Origin of the sequence: Paraoerskovia sediminicola, from assembly GCF_030296575.1 — a bacterium.
GTDB lineage: Bacteria > Actinomycetota > Actinomycetes > Actinomycetales > Cellulomonadaceae > Paraoerskovia > Paraoerskovia sediminicola.
The window spans coordinates 2,237,455-2,250,623 of the sequence record NZ_AP027729.1; the positions used below are offsets into that span (position 1 = coordinate 2,237,455).

The 13,169-nt window shown below is 71.9% G+C and carries 10 protein-coding genes and 4 pseudogenes; 9 read left to right on the forward strand and 5 right to left on the reverse strand.

What is annotated here, in order from left to right; all coding sequences use genetic code 11:
• Positions 1-98 precede the first annotated feature (98 nt).
• Both QUE47_RS10445 and purE read left to right on the forward strand, forming a co-directional pair.
• Positions 99-1,282, forward strand: a pseudogene (locus tag QUE47_RS10445) (5-(carboxyamino)imidazole ribonucleotide synthase).
• A gap of 70 nt (positions 1,283-1,352) precedes the next feature.
• Positions 1,353-1,904, forward strand: a complete 552-nt coding sequence (gene purE, locus QUE47_RS10450; protein WP_286217241.1) for a 5-(carboxyamino)imidazole ribonucleotide mutase — start codon at positions 1,353-1,355, stop codon at positions 1,902-1,904.
• A 52-nt stretch (positions 1,905-1,956) separates the two neighbouring features.
• Here purE and QUE47_RS10455 read toward each other — a convergent pair whose 3' ends face one another.
• Both QUE47_RS10455 and QUE47_RS10460 read right to left on the reverse strand, forming a co-directional pair.
• A complete protein-coding gene (locus QUE47_RS10455) occupies positions 1,957-3,489 on the reverse strand; it encodes an LCP family protein (RefSeq protein WP_286217242.1) in 1,533 nt (510 codons plus the stop codon).
• A gap of 7 nt (positions 3,490-3,496) precedes the next feature.
• The gene (locus QUE47_RS10460) at positions 3,497-4,759 is read right to left on the reverse strand and encodes an LCP family protein (protein ID WP_286217243.1); all 1,263 of its coding nucleotides are present in this window, start codon (positions 4,757-4,759) and stop codon (positions 3,497-3,499) included.
• A 213-nt stretch (positions 4,760-4,972) separates the two neighbouring features.
• On the opposite strand from QUE47_RS10460, the gene QUE47_RS10465 reads away from it, so the two are divergent.
• The 5 genes and pseudogenes from QUE47_RS10465 (at position 4,973) to rfbB (ending at position 9,113) form a co-directional block, all read left to right on the forward strand.
• Positions 4,973-5,764 (forward strand): glycosyltransferase, encoded by a 792-nt coding sequence (locus tag QUE47_RS10465; protein ID WP_350227522.1) that lies wholly within the window; start codon positions 4,973-4,975, stop codon positions 5,762-5,764.
• Positions 5,740-5,994: a hypothetical protein gene (locus QUE47_RS16840; protein WP_350227523.1), complete on the forward strand. Its 255-nt coding sequence runs from the start codon at positions 5,740-5,742 to the stop codon at positions 5,992-5,994. The genes QUE47_RS10465 and QUE47_RS16840 overlap by 25 nt, the downstream gene beginning before the upstream one ends.
• A 58-nt stretch (positions 5,995-6,052) precedes the next feature.
• A pseudogene (locus QUE47_RS16845) lies at positions 6,053-6,574 on the forward strand (glycosyltransferase); the annotation flags it as partial.
• A gap of 321 nt (positions 6,575-6,895) precedes the next feature.
• The gene (gene glf / locus QUE47_RS10475; protein ID WP_286217245.1) at positions 6,896-8,065 is read left to right on the forward strand and encodes a UDP-galactopyranose mutase; all 1,170 of its coding nucleotides are present in this window, start codon (positions 6,896-6,898) and stop codon (positions 8,063-8,065) included.
• A 52-nt stretch (positions 8,066-8,117) separates the two neighbouring features.
• A complete protein-coding gene (gene rfbB, locus QUE47_RS10480; RefSeq protein WP_286217246.1) occupies positions 8,118-9,113 on the forward strand; it encodes a dTDP-glucose 4,6-dehydratase in 996 nt (331 codons plus the stop codon).
• A 39-nt stretch (positions 9,114-9,152) separates the two neighbouring features.
• On the opposite strand, the pseudogene QUE47_RS10485 reads toward rfbB, so the two are convergent.
• A pseudogene (locus QUE47_RS10485) lies at positions 9,153-9,775 on the reverse strand (dTDP-4-dehydrorhamnose 3,5-epimerase family protein).
• 100 nt (positions 9,776-9,875) lie between these two features.
• On the opposite strand from QUE47_RS10485, the gene rfbD reads away from it, so the two are divergent.
• Entirely contained in the window at positions 9,876-10,721 is an 846-nt protein-coding gene (gene rfbD, locus QUE47_RS10490; protein ID WP_286217247.1) for a dTDP-4-dehydrorhamnose reductase, read from the forward strand.
• A 26-nt stretch (positions 10,722-10,747) separates the two neighbouring features.
• Here rfbD and rfbA read toward each other — a convergent pair.
• A pseudogene (rfbA, locus tag QUE47_RS10495) lies at positions 10,748-11,616 on the reverse strand (glucose-1-phosphate thymidylyltransferase RfbA).
• A 107-nt stretch (positions 11,617-11,723) separates the two neighbouring features.
• Positions 11,724-12,521: a TIGR03089 family protein gene (locus tag QUE47_RS10500; protein WP_286217248.1), complete on the reverse strand. Its 798-nt coding sequence runs from the start codon at positions 12,519-12,521 to the stop codon at positions 11,724-11,726.
• Between the two features lie 239 nt (positions 12,522-12,760).
• Here QUE47_RS10500 and QUE47_RS10505 point away from each other — a divergent pair, with 239 nt between their 5' ends.
• Positions 12,761-13,096, forward strand: a complete 336-nt coding sequence (locus QUE47_RS10505; RefSeq protein WP_286217249.1) for a WhiB family transcriptional regulator — start codon at positions 12,761-12,763, stop codon at positions 13,094-13,096.
• Positions 13,097-13,169: the final 73 nt, after the last annotated feature.

Sequence of the window (13,169 nt, forward strand, 5' to 3'; positions counted from 1 at the left end):
CGCGAGACCCGCCCCCGGTGGTCGTGGGGGACCGGATAGGGTGTGGTCCCGTGGCAGAACCAGTGATCGCCGTGGTCGGCGGCGGACAGCTCGCACGCATGATGGCCCCCGCCGCGGGGGAGCTCGGCGTACACCTCCGAGTACTCGTCGAGGCGCGCGGCGGCTCGGCGGACCAGGTCGTGGTCGACACCCCGGTGGGCGCCGCGTCCGACGAGGCCGCCGTGCGCGCCCTGGTCCGGCCTGCTGACGGTCCCGCGGCGGACGTCCTCACCTTCGAGCACGAGCACGTCCCCAACGACCTCCTCGCCGACCTCATCGACTCCGGCGTCCCGGTGCACCCGGGCCCCGACGCCCTGCGGCACGCCCAGGACAAGATCGTCATGCGGGAGCGCCTCACGGCGCTCGGCGTGCCGTGCCCCCGCTGGGCCCCGCTCCCGCGCGACCCGGCCGAGGGCGCCGAGGCGCTGGGCACCTTCCTGGCCGCCGTCGGCGGTTCCGCGGTCGTCAAGACCTCCCGCGGCGGGTACGACGGCAAGGGCGTGCGTGTCGTCACGGCGCCGGACGGCGGCCCCGACCTCGTCGAGGACTGGTTCGCGGGCGTCGCGGCCGGTGGGCCTCAGCTGCTCGTCGAGGAGAAGGTGCCGTTCGTCCGCGAGCTGGCGGTCCTCGTCGCGAGGCGCGCGAGCGGGGAGGTCCGCACCTGGCCCGTCGTCGAGTCCGTCCAGCGCGACGGCGTGTGCAGCGAGGTCGTCGCCCCCGCACCGGGCCTGGACGACGCTACGGCGCACCGGGCGCGCGAGATCGCGGTCACGATCGCGGAGGGGCTCGGGGTGACCGGCGTCCTCGCGGTCGAGCTGTTCGAGGTGGCGTCGGACGACGGGCCGAGGCTCCTCGTCAACGAGCTCGCGATGCGGCCGCACAACTCGGGGCACTGGACGATCGACGGGTCGGTCACGAGCCAGTTCGAGCAGCACCTGCGGGCTGTGCTCGACCTCCTCTCGGCGACACCCGCGCGACGTCGCGCTGGACCGTCATGGCCAATGTGCTCGGGTCCGCTCTCGACCACCCCACCGACGCCCTCGGCGCCGTCCTCGGTAAGTTCCCGGACGCCCGCGTGAACCTCTACGGCAAGGCCGTGCGACCGGGCCGGAAGCTCGGCCACGTGAACGTGAGCGGTGACGACCTGGGCGAGGTGCGCCGCCGGGCGGTCGCGGCGGCGGCGCTGCTGCGCGGAGACGACGACGCCGGTGCCGGCGCGCGGGACTCCGGGACCACGGCGTAGCGCACCTGCCCGACCGCCCCAGCAGAGCGACGAACGCGACGAACGCGACCACGGACCGACAGGAGCACAGATGAGCCAGGTACAGGGAGACGTAGCAAGCGTCGGGATCGTCATGGGGTCGGACTCCGACTGGCCCGTCATGGAGGCGGCAGCGACGGCGCTCGCCGAGTTCGACGTCCCGGTCGAGGTCGACGTCGTCTCCGCGCACCGCATGCCCACCGAGATGATCGACTACGGGCGCGACGCCGCAGACCGCGGGATCCGGGTGATCGTCGCCGGTGCGGGCGGCGCGGCGCACCTGCCGGGCATGCTCGCGGCCGTGACCCCGCTCCCCGTGATCGGCGTGCCGGTCCCGCTGCGGTACCTCGACGGCATGGACTCGCTGCTCTCGATCGTCCAGATGCCGGCCGGCGTGCCCGTCGCCACGGTCTCGATCGGCGGGGCACGCAACGCCGGGCTGCTCGCCGCGCGGATCCTGGCGTCCGGCGTGGACGAGGCGTCGGTCGCGCTCCGCGAGCGCATGGTCGCCTTCCAGGCGGACCTGAGCGACCAGGCGCGCGCCAAGGGTGCGAAGTTGAGGGGCTCTCGGGCCGGGTCCGGGTCGACCGGTTTCACGGCCTGAGCCCGGGTACTCCGACCGGGGCCCCCGACCGGGCGCGGCAGACTGCCCGGGATCAGCTCCCGGGCAGGCCGCCGACCGTGGAGCCCGGCTCGAGGTCGCCGTTCATGACGTCCTCGAAGAACTGCGGTGCGAGCTCCGGGTCGAGCAGCACGGTCGAGCCGACGCCTCCGGGGCGGTAGTCGGGGTCCGAGATCGGCGGTGTGCCGGTCACTCCCTCGTCGCCGGAGGCCTTGCCGAAGGTCAGGGCGAGGCGAGCGAGGTCCACCATGCCCGTGTCCTCGTCGACGGCGACGGCGCCGGTCCCGGCCGAAATCAGGTCGACCTGGGTGCCCGGGCTCCACAGGAGGGACGGGGTGACCGCCGCGTCGGCGATCGCGCCGATGACCTGTCGTTGACGCTCGGCGCGGCCGATGTCGCCCTTCGGGTCCGAGTAGCGCATGCGGGAGAACGCCAGAGCGGTCTCGCCGTCAGCCGTGTGGCAGCCGGCCTCCCACTCGAGCTCGCTCTTCTCGTCCGACACGTCGTAGTCGAGGCACAGCTCGACACCGCCGACGGCGTCGACGAGGTCCTCGACGCCGCTGAAGCCGATCTCGACGTAGTGGTCGACGGTCATCCCGGTGAGGCCCTCGACCGTCTGGACGAGCAGCGGGGCGCCGCCGTAGGCGAAGGACGCGTTGAGCTTGCCGGGGCCGTGGCCGGGGATGTCCTCGATGTACGTGTCGCGGGGGAGGCTGATGAGTGATGCCGGGCCCGACGAGGGCTGCTGGAGGAGCAGGATCGAGTCGGTGCGTGCCCCGGTCGTCCCGTCGTCGATGACGCCGGCCTCGCGCTCGTCGGAGCCGGCGAGCAGGTAGGTGGTGCCCGGGGTGTCGGACGCTCCGGACAGTGCCTCGACGTGCTGGATCTTCCCGTTCGCCCAGATGATCAGGCCGATGGGCCAGGCGAGGAAGAGCACCAGCAGCAGGACGAGCGAGAGCGCGACGACGCGGCCCTTGCGCACCCTGACCCGCGGGCCGCCGGCCGGCGGGCGGCCGTCCCCGCGGCCGTCCTGCGTCCGCGTCGTCGGGCGGGGGCGTGCCTGGGTACCCGCACCCGTACGCACCTCGTCGCTTGATCCGACTGCCGCGTGCGGCGAGCTCGTCGCGCGTCGCTGCGGGGCTGGCTGGGCTGCGGGCGCCGCTCCGTCGCGCGCGGAGTCGGCTTGGGGCCGCCCGCCGCCGGGGGCGAACGAGGCGGGTCGGGCGTCGACGCCGTCCCGGCCGGCAGCGACGGCTGCACCTGCTCCGGCGCCTGCTGCGGCAGCCGTGGCAGACCGACCGATGCGCGGCTTCGGCTCCCGGGAGGAGCGGCGGACCGGTCCCGAGACCTTCTGCTCGCCGGTCGAGTGCGTCGAGCGACGGATCACGCGGCTCGACGGAGTCGCGTCGTCCGCCGTGGGTCGCGGGGGCGCCGGACGTCGCGTCGGTGTGCCGTCGCCGACCGGGATCGCGCCCTCGACGGCGGGTCGGTGTCCCGCGGAGGACGGCGGGGTGAAGCTCGGCGGGAGGGACCGTGGTGCGTCGCGGCGCTGCTCGTCTGAGGTCATCGCCGGGTCACCCGCACACGGCGGTCACGTCGTCCGACGTGAACGCCTCCTTGCCGGCGTCCTTGGTCTCCTGCGGTTCGGACGACTCGTCGTCGGTGGCCGCGTCGGTCTCCGAGCCGTCGGTCGCCTCGTCGGAGCCTTCCGTCGGCTCGTCGGTCGCGGTGGGCTCGGAGGTCGGCTCGGGCTCGCCCGTCACCGGCTCGTCGGCAACGAGACGCTCCCAGACGTCGTCCGCCTCGCTCGTCCACACGACCCGGTTGGGGTCGGCCGGGTCGGCGGCGTTAGGGATGGTCATGAAGGTGATGCTGTCAGGACCGATGCCGCGCAGGCTGTAGGCGAGGCCGGTGAGGTCCGTGATGGAGCCGAGGCCGTCGCTGACGGTGAGCGACGACGTCGCCGCGGTCAGGAAGTCGAAGAGCGCGGGAGCGTCCGTCAGCAGGTTCTTGCCGAGGACCTGTCGCATCGTCGCCGCGAGGAGCTGCTGCTGGCGGCCGATGCGGCTGAGGTCCGACCCGTCGCCGACCCCGTACCTGACCCGGGCGAAGCCGAGGGCGTCGGCGCCGTCGAGGGTCTGCTCGCCGGCCTCGATGTCGAGGTCGGCCTTGGGGTCGTCGATCGCCTCGGGGATGCAGATCGGCACGCCGCCGATCGCGTCGACCATCTTCTCGAACCCGGCGAAGTCGACCACCACGTAGTCGTCGATGTAGAGGTCGGTGAGCGTCGAGATCGTGTTCATCGAGCAGGCCGCGGCCGAGGCGATGTCGCCGCCGCGGTCGGCCCCGTAGGCGAAGGCGCTGTTGAACAGGTCGTGGCCGCCCGGGATCGCCGTCCCGTCGGTGGCCGTGCACTCAGGACGGTCGACCATCGAGTCCCGGGGGATCGAGACGAGCTCGACCCGCTCCCGGTCGGCGGAGACGTGCGCGACGATCGCGGTGTCGGAGCGCATGCCGGTGACGCCGTCGACCGCGAAGTCCGTGTTCTCGCCCCCGCGGTAGTCGGAGCCCAGCAGGAGGATGTTGAGCGGCTCGCCCGCGTCCGGGTCGGTGGGCGGGGGCTTCTCGACGTCGGCGCGCATCGCCTCGGTGACGCCCTCGGTGGTGATGTTGCCCGTGAGGCTGGCCGCGACAGCGACGCCACCCACCGCGACGAACGCGAGGACCCCGGTGAGGGCCATGGCGATCCGTCGACCGACGTTGTGCCGGGCCAGGGTCCGGGCGTGCGACGGTCCGCGGCTCGCGCGCGGAGCGGTGTCGCTCGGGTCTGTGGTCACGGGAGTAGAGCATAGGGCGCGCTCCGGCAGGCGCGGCGTGCCCTGCGTACGAACCCGGTGGAGGAGTTGTGCAGAACGGTGCCGTGCTGTGGGAAGCAGGGTTCTCCGGTGCCGCCGACCGGCCGCGTCCACTACCTGGCGGCTGCCGGACCGCCACCGGGCGGCTGCGGGCCGCCTGAGAACAGGGCGCTGCGTGAACGGTAGCCTCGACCCATGACACCGGATGCCTCGCGCCCTCAGGGCCGTCCTGAGACCGACGGTGCCGGGGTTCGCCGGCCGCGCGTCGTGGCGGTCGTCGTCGCGTTCAACCGGGAGGCCCTCCTGCGGGAGGCCCTCGACGCGCTCGCAGCGCAGGAGCGCCCGGTGGACGCCGTGCTGGTGGTCGACAACGCCTCGACCGACGGCACCGCGCGCGTCGTCCTGGAGCACCCGTCGCGCCCCGAGCTGCTGTCGCTCGCCCGCAACACCGGGGGTGCGGGCGGCTTCGCGGTCGGCCTGGCGCGCGCCGTCGTCCGGCTGGACGCCGACCTGGTCTGGCTGATGGACGACGACACGATCCCCACGCCGACGGCTCTCGGCATGCTCCTGCGCGCCCGGGACCAGCACGTCGGGGACGTCGCGCTGCTCGGGAGCCGGGTCGAGTGGCACGACGGCCGCGAGCACCCGATGAACACCCCGCGACGCCGACCGGGGGCGACCCAGTCCACGATCGTGGAGGCCACCAGCGCCGGCGCGATGCCGGTGCGCTCCTCCTCGTTCGTCTCGATGCTCGTCGACGCGGAGGCGGTCCGGGCGAAGGGCCTGCCCGTGGCCGACTACTTCATCTGGAACGACGACTTCGAGTACTCGTGCCGGCTCCTGCGCGACGCCGTCGGGCTGCACGTCGCCGGCAGCGTGGTCGAGCACCGCACCAAGACGTTCGGCGCGACGGACGTCGACCCGGGGAGCGGTTCTACTTCGAGGTGCGCAACAAGGTCTGGATGCTGGCCCGCGGCCGTGCGCTGACGCCGGCCGAGCGGGTGCTCTACGGCGGGTCGACCCTGGTGCGGTGGGCGCGGACCTTCGCCGCGTCGTCCGACCGTGGGGTGCTCCGGCGAGCCGGCGCGAAGGGCCTGCGGGACGGCGTCCGGCGCGGGCCGCGTGCGACGGCGCAGGTCCTGGCCGGCCTGGGACCCGTGTCGGACGACGTCGCCGCCCTCGAGGGGTCGCCCGGCACCAAGGTCCGGCGTGGGTGACGAGTCGGACGCTGCGGCGCCGCTGGACGGGCTGCAGCAGTTCTCCGTGCTCCTGCCGGTGTACGACGGGGACTCGCCGGACTTCCTGGAGCGCTCGTTCGCGTCGGTGACGCAGGAGCAGACCCGCAGGCCCGCCGAGGTCGTGATCGTGCAGGACGGCCCGGTCCGCGACGAGCTGCGGCGCGTGCTGGACCGGCTGCGGCGCCGTAGCGAGGTCCCGGTCGTGCTCGTCGAGATCGCGGAGAACGGCGGGCTCGCGCGGGCGCTCGATCTCGGTCTCGAGCGCTGCTCCCACGAGATCGTCGCCCGCCAGGACGCGGACGACGTGTCGCGTCCCCTGCGCTTCGAGGTGCAGGTGCCATACGTCGAGGCGGGGCAGGACGTCGTGGGGTCGGCCATCGAGGAGTTCGTCGTCGAGGCGGAGGGCGGCCTGGTGCGCGTCCCGCCGGTCGGGCAGGACGAGATCGTGCGGCACACGCGGTTCCGCTCCCCGTTCAACCACCCGTCGGTCGTCTACCGGCGCGCGGCGGTCCGCGCCGCGGGCGGCTACCAGGACCTGCCGCTCATGGAGGACTACTGGCTCTTCGCCCGCATGGTCGACGCGGGCGCCCGCGTCGCGAACGTCCCCGATCCCCTCGTGCTCTACCGGGTGGGTGCCGGCGCGTACGCCCGCCGTGGCGGACGCCGTCTGCTCCGTTCCGAGATCGAGCTGCAGCGCCGCATGTGGCGCGCGGGCATGACGCCGTGGTGGCTGTTCGCGGCCAACGTCGCGGTGCGCGGGGGTACCGCCTCGTCCCCGAGGCGATCCGACGCCGGGCCTACCGCGCCGTCGTGCGTCGGGACGCGGGATAGGGTTGGCGGCCGGTACGCCGGCAGGGCGGACCAGGGAGAGGAGCGCGGTGTGGACGTCGATCTCGTCGTCGTGGGTTCGGGGTTCTTCGGTCTGACCGTGGCCGAGCGCGTCGCGGCCGAGCACGGGCGCAAGGTGCTGGTGATCGACCGCCGCGAGCACATCGGCGGCAACGCGTACTCGGAGGTCGACGCCGAGACGGGGATCGAGGTCCACCGCTACGGCGCCCACCTGTTCCACACCTCGAACGAGCGGGTGTGGGAGTACGCCAACAGGTTCACGGAGTTCACCGGCTACGTGCACCGCGTGTACACCACGCACCGTGGCGAGGTGTTCCCGATGCCGATCAACCTCGGGACGATCAACCAGTTCTTCCGGTCCGCGTACACGCCGGACCAGGCGCGAGCCCTCGTCCGGGAGCAGGCGGCCGAGCTCGGCGGCAGGACACCGGAGAACCTCGACGAGCAGGGCGTGAACCTGATCGGGCGCCCGCTCTACGAGGCGTTCATCCGTGACTACACCGCCAAGCAGTGGCAGACCGACCCGCGGGAGCTGCCGGCGTCGATCATCTCGCGGCTGCCGGTGCGGTACACGTACGACAACCGGTACTTCAACGACACCCACGAGGGCCTGCCCGTCGACGGGTACACCGCGTGGATCGAGCGCATGGCCGACCACCCGAACATCGAGGTGCGTCTCGGCACCGACTTCTTCGACGAGTCCCAGCCGGTGAACAAGGCGAACGTGGTCGGCAACGTGCCCGTCCTGTACACGGGCCCCGTCGACCGGTACTTCGACAACGCCGAGGGCGACCTGTCGTGGCGCACGCTCGACTTCGAGCGGGAGGTCCTGCCCGTCGGCGACTTCCAGGGCACGACCGTCATGAACTACCCCGACGCCGACGTCCCGTACACGCGCATCCACGAGTTCCGGCACTTCCACCCCGAACGGGACTACGTGAAGGACAAGACCGTGATCATGCGGGAGTTCTCGCGTTTCGCCGAGCGCGGCGACGAGCCGTACTACCCGATCAACACCGCGACCGACCGTGAGCGGCTGCTGGCCTACCGCGAGCTCGCCAAGGGCGAGAAGGACGTGCTGTTCGGCGGGCGGCTCGGGACGTACCAGTACCTCGACATGCACATGGCGATCGGCGCGGCGCTCTCGATGGTCGACAACAAGCTGACCCCGCACTTCGAAGGCGGGGCGGGGCTCGCGTAACCGCGAGCACCCGGTTCGGACCGAGCAGCCACCACCATCCGGGGGATCTCACATGCGCGTTCTCGTCACCGGCGGCGCCGGCTTCATCGGCACGAACTTCGTCCGCCAGACCGTGCGCGAGCGGCCGGACGTCGACGTCACGGTCCTCGACCTCCTCACGTACGCCGGGGACGCCCGCAACCTGGACGGCCTCGACCGGGTGCGCCTCGTGCAGGGTGACGTCGCGGACACCGCGGTCGTGGACGGACTGGTGGCCGAGGCCGACCTGGTGGTCCACTTCGCGGCCGAGTCGCACAACGACAACTCGTTGCACGACCCGTCACCGTTCGTCCGGACGAATCTTCTCGGGACGTATGCCCTCCTCGAGGCAGTCCGCACGCACGACGTGCGGTATCACCACATCTCGACCGACGAGGTGTACGGCGACCTCGAGCTCGACGATCCGGCGCGCTTCACGGAGTCGACGCCGTACAACCCGTCGTCCCCGTACTCGTCGACCAAGGCGGGCAGCGACCTCCTCGTGCGCGCCTGGGTCCGCTCGTTCGGCGTCCGGGCGACGATCTCGAACTGCTCGAACAACTACGGCCCGTACCAGCACGTCGAGAAGTTCATCCCGCGACAGGTGACGAACCTGATCGACGGTGTGCGGCCCAAGCTCTACGGAGCGGGGCAGAACGTGCGTGACTGGATCCACGTCGAGGACCACAACGCCGCCGTGTGGGCGATCATCGAGAAGGGCCGGATCGGTGAGACCTACCTCATCGGGGCTGACGGCGAGGAGTCGAACCTCGAGGTCGTCAAGGCACTGCTCACCGCGTTCGAGCGGCCCGAGGACGACTTCGACCACGTGACCGACCGCGCAGGCCACGACATGCGGTACGCGATCGACTCGACGCGCTTGCGGACGGAGCTCGGCTGGCGCCCGCGCTACACCTCGTTCGCCGACGGCCTCGCCGACACAGTGACGTGGTACCGCGAGAACGAGGACTGGTGGCGTCCGGCCAAGGCCGCGACCGAGGCCAGGTACCGGGCGTCCGGCCAGGCCTGACCCGGGGCGTCGGCGGGGCCGGCGTCCGGAGCCCGTGGCTCAGTCGCGACGCGTCAGGGTACTGACGAACCGTGCCACGGTGTCCGCGTCCGGCAGCAGTCCGGCGGCCCGGGCCTCGGCGAGCGAGGAAGCGTCCTCGTCCTTGGCCGAGAGCTGCGGCTCGAGCGGGCTGCCGTCCCGCGCCGTCGTGGGCCAGGTGATCCCGAGTTCGGGGTCGAGCGGGTGGATCCCGTGCTCGCGTTCCGGCGCGTACCCGGTCGAGCAGAGGTACAGCACCGTCGAGCCGTCCTCGAGCGACATGAACGCGTGGCCGAGCCCCTCGGACAGGTAGATCGCCCGCCGGTCGACGTCGTCGAGCAGCACCGAGTCCCAGGTACCGAAGGTCGGCGACCCGACACGGATATCGACGACGACGTCGATGACCGCGCCCTTCGGGCACGTCACGTACTTGGCCTGACCGGGCGGGACGTCGGCGTAGTGGACTCCGCGCAGCACGCCGGCGGCGGAGACGGACAGGTTCGCCTGGGCAAGATCGAACGAGTGTCCGGTCACCTCGGCGAAGGAGCTGTCCGTGAACCACTCGAGGAACACCCCCGGGGGTCGCCGTGCTGGCGCGGGGTGAGCTCCCAAGCCCCCGAGACCCGGAGCTCGCGCACCTGCATCGTCGTACCTCCTGGTGGGGGATGGTCAGGTCGCTGCCGACCCTATCCCGATAGGGTCGGAGCGGCCGGGTTCCCGGTCGACGTCGTCAGGAGGTTCCCCGTGCGGTGGTTGGTGGTCGGTGCGGGCGGCATGCTGGGCCGGGACGCCGCAGCGTTGCTGCGCGCGCGCGGGCACGAGATCGTCACCCTGAGGCGATCCGAGCTCGACATCGTCGACTCTCCCGCGGTCGACGTCGCCGTGCGCGGTTTCGAGGTCGTGCTGAACTGCGCCGCGTGGACCGCGGTGGATGCGGCCGAGGACGCCGAGGCAGCGGCGTTCGGTCCCAATGCCGTCGGCGCGGCCAACCTCGCCGGCGCGTGTGCCGCGTCCGGGGCGCGTCTCGTCCACATCTCGACCGACTACGTCTTCGACGGGACGGCGTCCGTCCCGTACGCCGAGGACGCGCCGGTCGCGCCTCGCTCCGCCTACGGCAGGACGAAGGCCGCAGGGGAGTGGGCTGTGCGCGCCGGGGCGTCGACCAACCTGGTCGTGCGCACCGCATGGCTCTACGGCGCCGGCGGGCCGTGCTTCCCGCGCACGATCGCCGCACTCGCCGCCGATCGGGGCTCGGTCTCGGTGGTCGAGGACCAGGTCGGGCAACCGACCTGGACGTCCGACGTCGCCGACTTCGTCGAGCGACTGGTCGTGGCCGGTGTCCCGGGTGGCACGTACCACGCGACGGCGTCAGGGGCAGCCTCCTGGTACGAGTTCGCACGTGCGGTCGTCGACACGGCAGGGATGGAGCCGTCGATCGTCACCCCCACGACGAGCGATGCCTTCGTCCGACCGGCTCCCAGACCCTCGTGGTCGGTGCTCGGACATGGTGCGTCCGATGTCGTCGGTGTCGAGGCGATCGGGACATGGTCCCAGCGATGGGCGGTGGCGGGCCGAGAGGTCCTCGGCTGAGTGTCGCGTGCGCTCTGCCGCAGCAATCAGTCGCGCGAATCGAGCAGCCCGAGCAGATAGCTGCCGTATCCGGACTTCACCAGGGCCTCGGCACGTGTCTGGAGCTCGTCGTCGCTGAGGAACCCTCGTCTCCACGCGACCTCCTCGGGGGCCCCGATCTTGAGGCCCTGCCGGTTCTCGATGGTCCGCACGTAGTCGGAGGCGTCCAGGAGCGAGTCGAACGTCCCGGTGTCGAGCCATGCGGTGCCTCGAGGCAGCACCTCGACGTGGAGTCGACCGCGCTCGAGGTAGTGCCGGTTCACGTCGGTGATCTCGTACTCGCCACGTGCCGAGGGCGCCAGATCCCGGGCGATGGCGACGACGTCGTTGTCGTAGAAGTACAGACCGGGCACGGCGAAGCTCGACTTCGGTACTGCCGGCTTCTCCTCGATCGACCGGGCGATGCCGTCGTCCCCGAACTCGACGACCCCGTAGGCGGTCGGGTCGGAGACGCGATAGGCGAAGACGGCTCCCCCTCGATCTGATCGAACCGTGCGAGCCGGGTGCCCAGCCCTGGGCCGTAGAAGATGTTGTCGCCGAGCACCAGCGCGACCGCGTCGTGGCCGATGAAGTCCGCACCGAGGACGAAGGCCTGGGCGAGTCCGTTCGGCTCGGCCTGCACGGCGTACTCGATCGATATCCCGAACTGGCTGCCGTCACCCAGGAGCCGTCGGAACTGCTCTGCGTCGTGCGGCGTGGTGATGACGAGGATCTCCCTGATACCGGCCAGCATCAGCGTCGACAACGGGTAGTAGATCATCGGCTTGTCGTAGACGGGCACGAGCTGCTTGCTGGTGCCGATCGTGATCGGGTGGAGCCGCGTGCCGGACCCGCCGGCGAGGATGATTCCGCGCATGGCTCCCATGATCGCTGCTCGACGGGTGCCACTGGGCGGTGGCACCAGAATTCACCCTGCGTCGGACGGCCTGTCGACGCAGTCGTCGACCTGCCGGTCGGTGCCGTTCAGCCTGCCGTCGAGGACAGTGCGTCGACCGTGACGTGCTCCGTCCCCACGATCCGCGCCCTGCGATCGCTGTCCACCCGCAGCTCGTCGGCGACGGACGGCGAGACGAGGACCACCGATCCGTCGGTGGTGAGCACGCCGAGGACGGCCAGGAGCGTCGCGGCGAGCCCGCGCTCCGGACCCAGGAGGACGCGGGCCGCGCGAGGCGCGCCGAGCGCTTCGGCAGCGCCGAGGCCCGCCGTCGACAGCTCCGCGAACGAGGTGGTGCCGTCGCCGGGGGCCAGCGCGGGCGCGTCGGCGTCGGTCGAGGGGACCCAGCCCACCTGGTCCGCGTACGTCATCACCGCGGACGCCGCGTCGACGGCGCCGGCCGGCAGTGGGTCGGGGTAGCGGCGCGCGAGCGCGGGGAGCGCCACGGCGACGACGTCGGCGGTCGAGCCCCAGGCGTCCGGGCGCGTGGTGACCGCGACGTCCGCGGCGGAGCCCGGGCCGCCGTCCGACGGGTCGTGCTGCCCGTCGCTGATCGCGACCGTCCCTCCGGCCTGCCACGAGGCGAGAGCCCAGACCACCGACCGCCAGTGGACCGGGAGGTCCAGGGCCACGGTCGATCCCGGCCCGACGTCGAGCTCTTCGACGAGCAGGTTCGTGCTCTTGGCGACCCAGTTCTCGAGGACGGCGCCCGACAGCTCGATCCGCTCGCCGTCGTCCCCGTACCAGGTGACCCGAGGTGTTCCCGGAGCGGAGAATCCCCGGAAGATCGCGGGGACGGTGGGGCCAGGAGGCGTCGGCGAAGGCATGCGGGCCAGCCTACGGCCGTCCGCCGGGGCGGGTCTGGACCGTCGATGAGGGGTGCTTCGGGTGATTTGTGGGGGAATTCGGTCGAATACCACATCTTCCGTTTGACGTTCGCGGATGACACGCGTGTAATTTCTTCATGGTTACTCATCCGTGACCGCAGAGAACTCGGCACGATCCCGGTGCCACATGAAAGACGTTCGAGAAGACGTTGTATCCACGAACAGATGAGGGGCGCATCATGTGGAACGTTCTGGACGGGTCCGAGGGCTTTCCCTCGGACGTCGGTGGTGGCACGGAGCGGATCGCTCCGGTGCTGCACCTGTTCGGGTCGCCGGACGACGCCGTCGACGAGACCCTGCTCGGTTGGCAGGAGCGCGCCCTCTGCGCGCAGACCGACCCGGAGGCCTTCTTCCCTGAGAAGGGCGGGTCGACCCGCGAGGCCAAGAAGGTCTGCACCGGCTGCCCCGTGCGGTCGGAGTGCCTCGAGTACGCGCTCGAGAACGACGAACGCTTCGGGATCTGGGGCGGGCTCTCCGAGCGCGAGCGCCGCAAGCTCAAGCGTCGCGTCGTCTGACCCGACCACCGCGCGGTCGAGACCGTCGTCGGCCAGGACGGCGGGCATCGCCGGCCGCCGTGGGGCGACCGGT

Bases quoted from the DNA above. Each gene is read 5' to 3' on its own strand.
- rfbB (WP_286217246.1), top strand. From the start codon at position 8,118: ATGCGCGTTCTCGTCACCGGCGGCGCCGGCTTCATCGGCACGAACTTC.
- QUE47_RS16840 (WP_350227523.1), top strand. From the start codon at position 5,740: ATGCTGGCCCGCGGCCGTGCGCTGACGCCGGCCGAGCGGGTGCTCTAC.
- QUE47_RS10500 (WP_286217248.1), bottom strand. From the start codon at position 12,521: ATGCCTTCGCCGACGCCTCCTGGCCCCACCGTCCCCGCGATCTTCCGG.
- QUE47_RS10505 (WP_286217249.1), top strand. From the start codon at position 12,761: ATGTGGAACGTTCTGGACGGGTCCGAGGGCTTTCCCTCGGACGTCGGT.
- QUE47_RS10465 (WP_350227522.1), top strand. From the start codon at position 4,973: ATGACACCGGATGCCTCGCGCCCTCAGGGCCGTCCTGAGACCGACGGT.
- QUE47_RS10455 (WP_286217242.1), bottom strand. From the start codon at position 3,489: ATGACCTCAGACGAGCAGCGCCGCGACGCACCACGGTCCCTCCCGCCG.
- purE (WP_286217241.1), top strand. From the start codon at position 1,353: ATGAGCCAGGTACAGGGAGACGTAGCAAGCGTCGGGATCGTCATGGGG.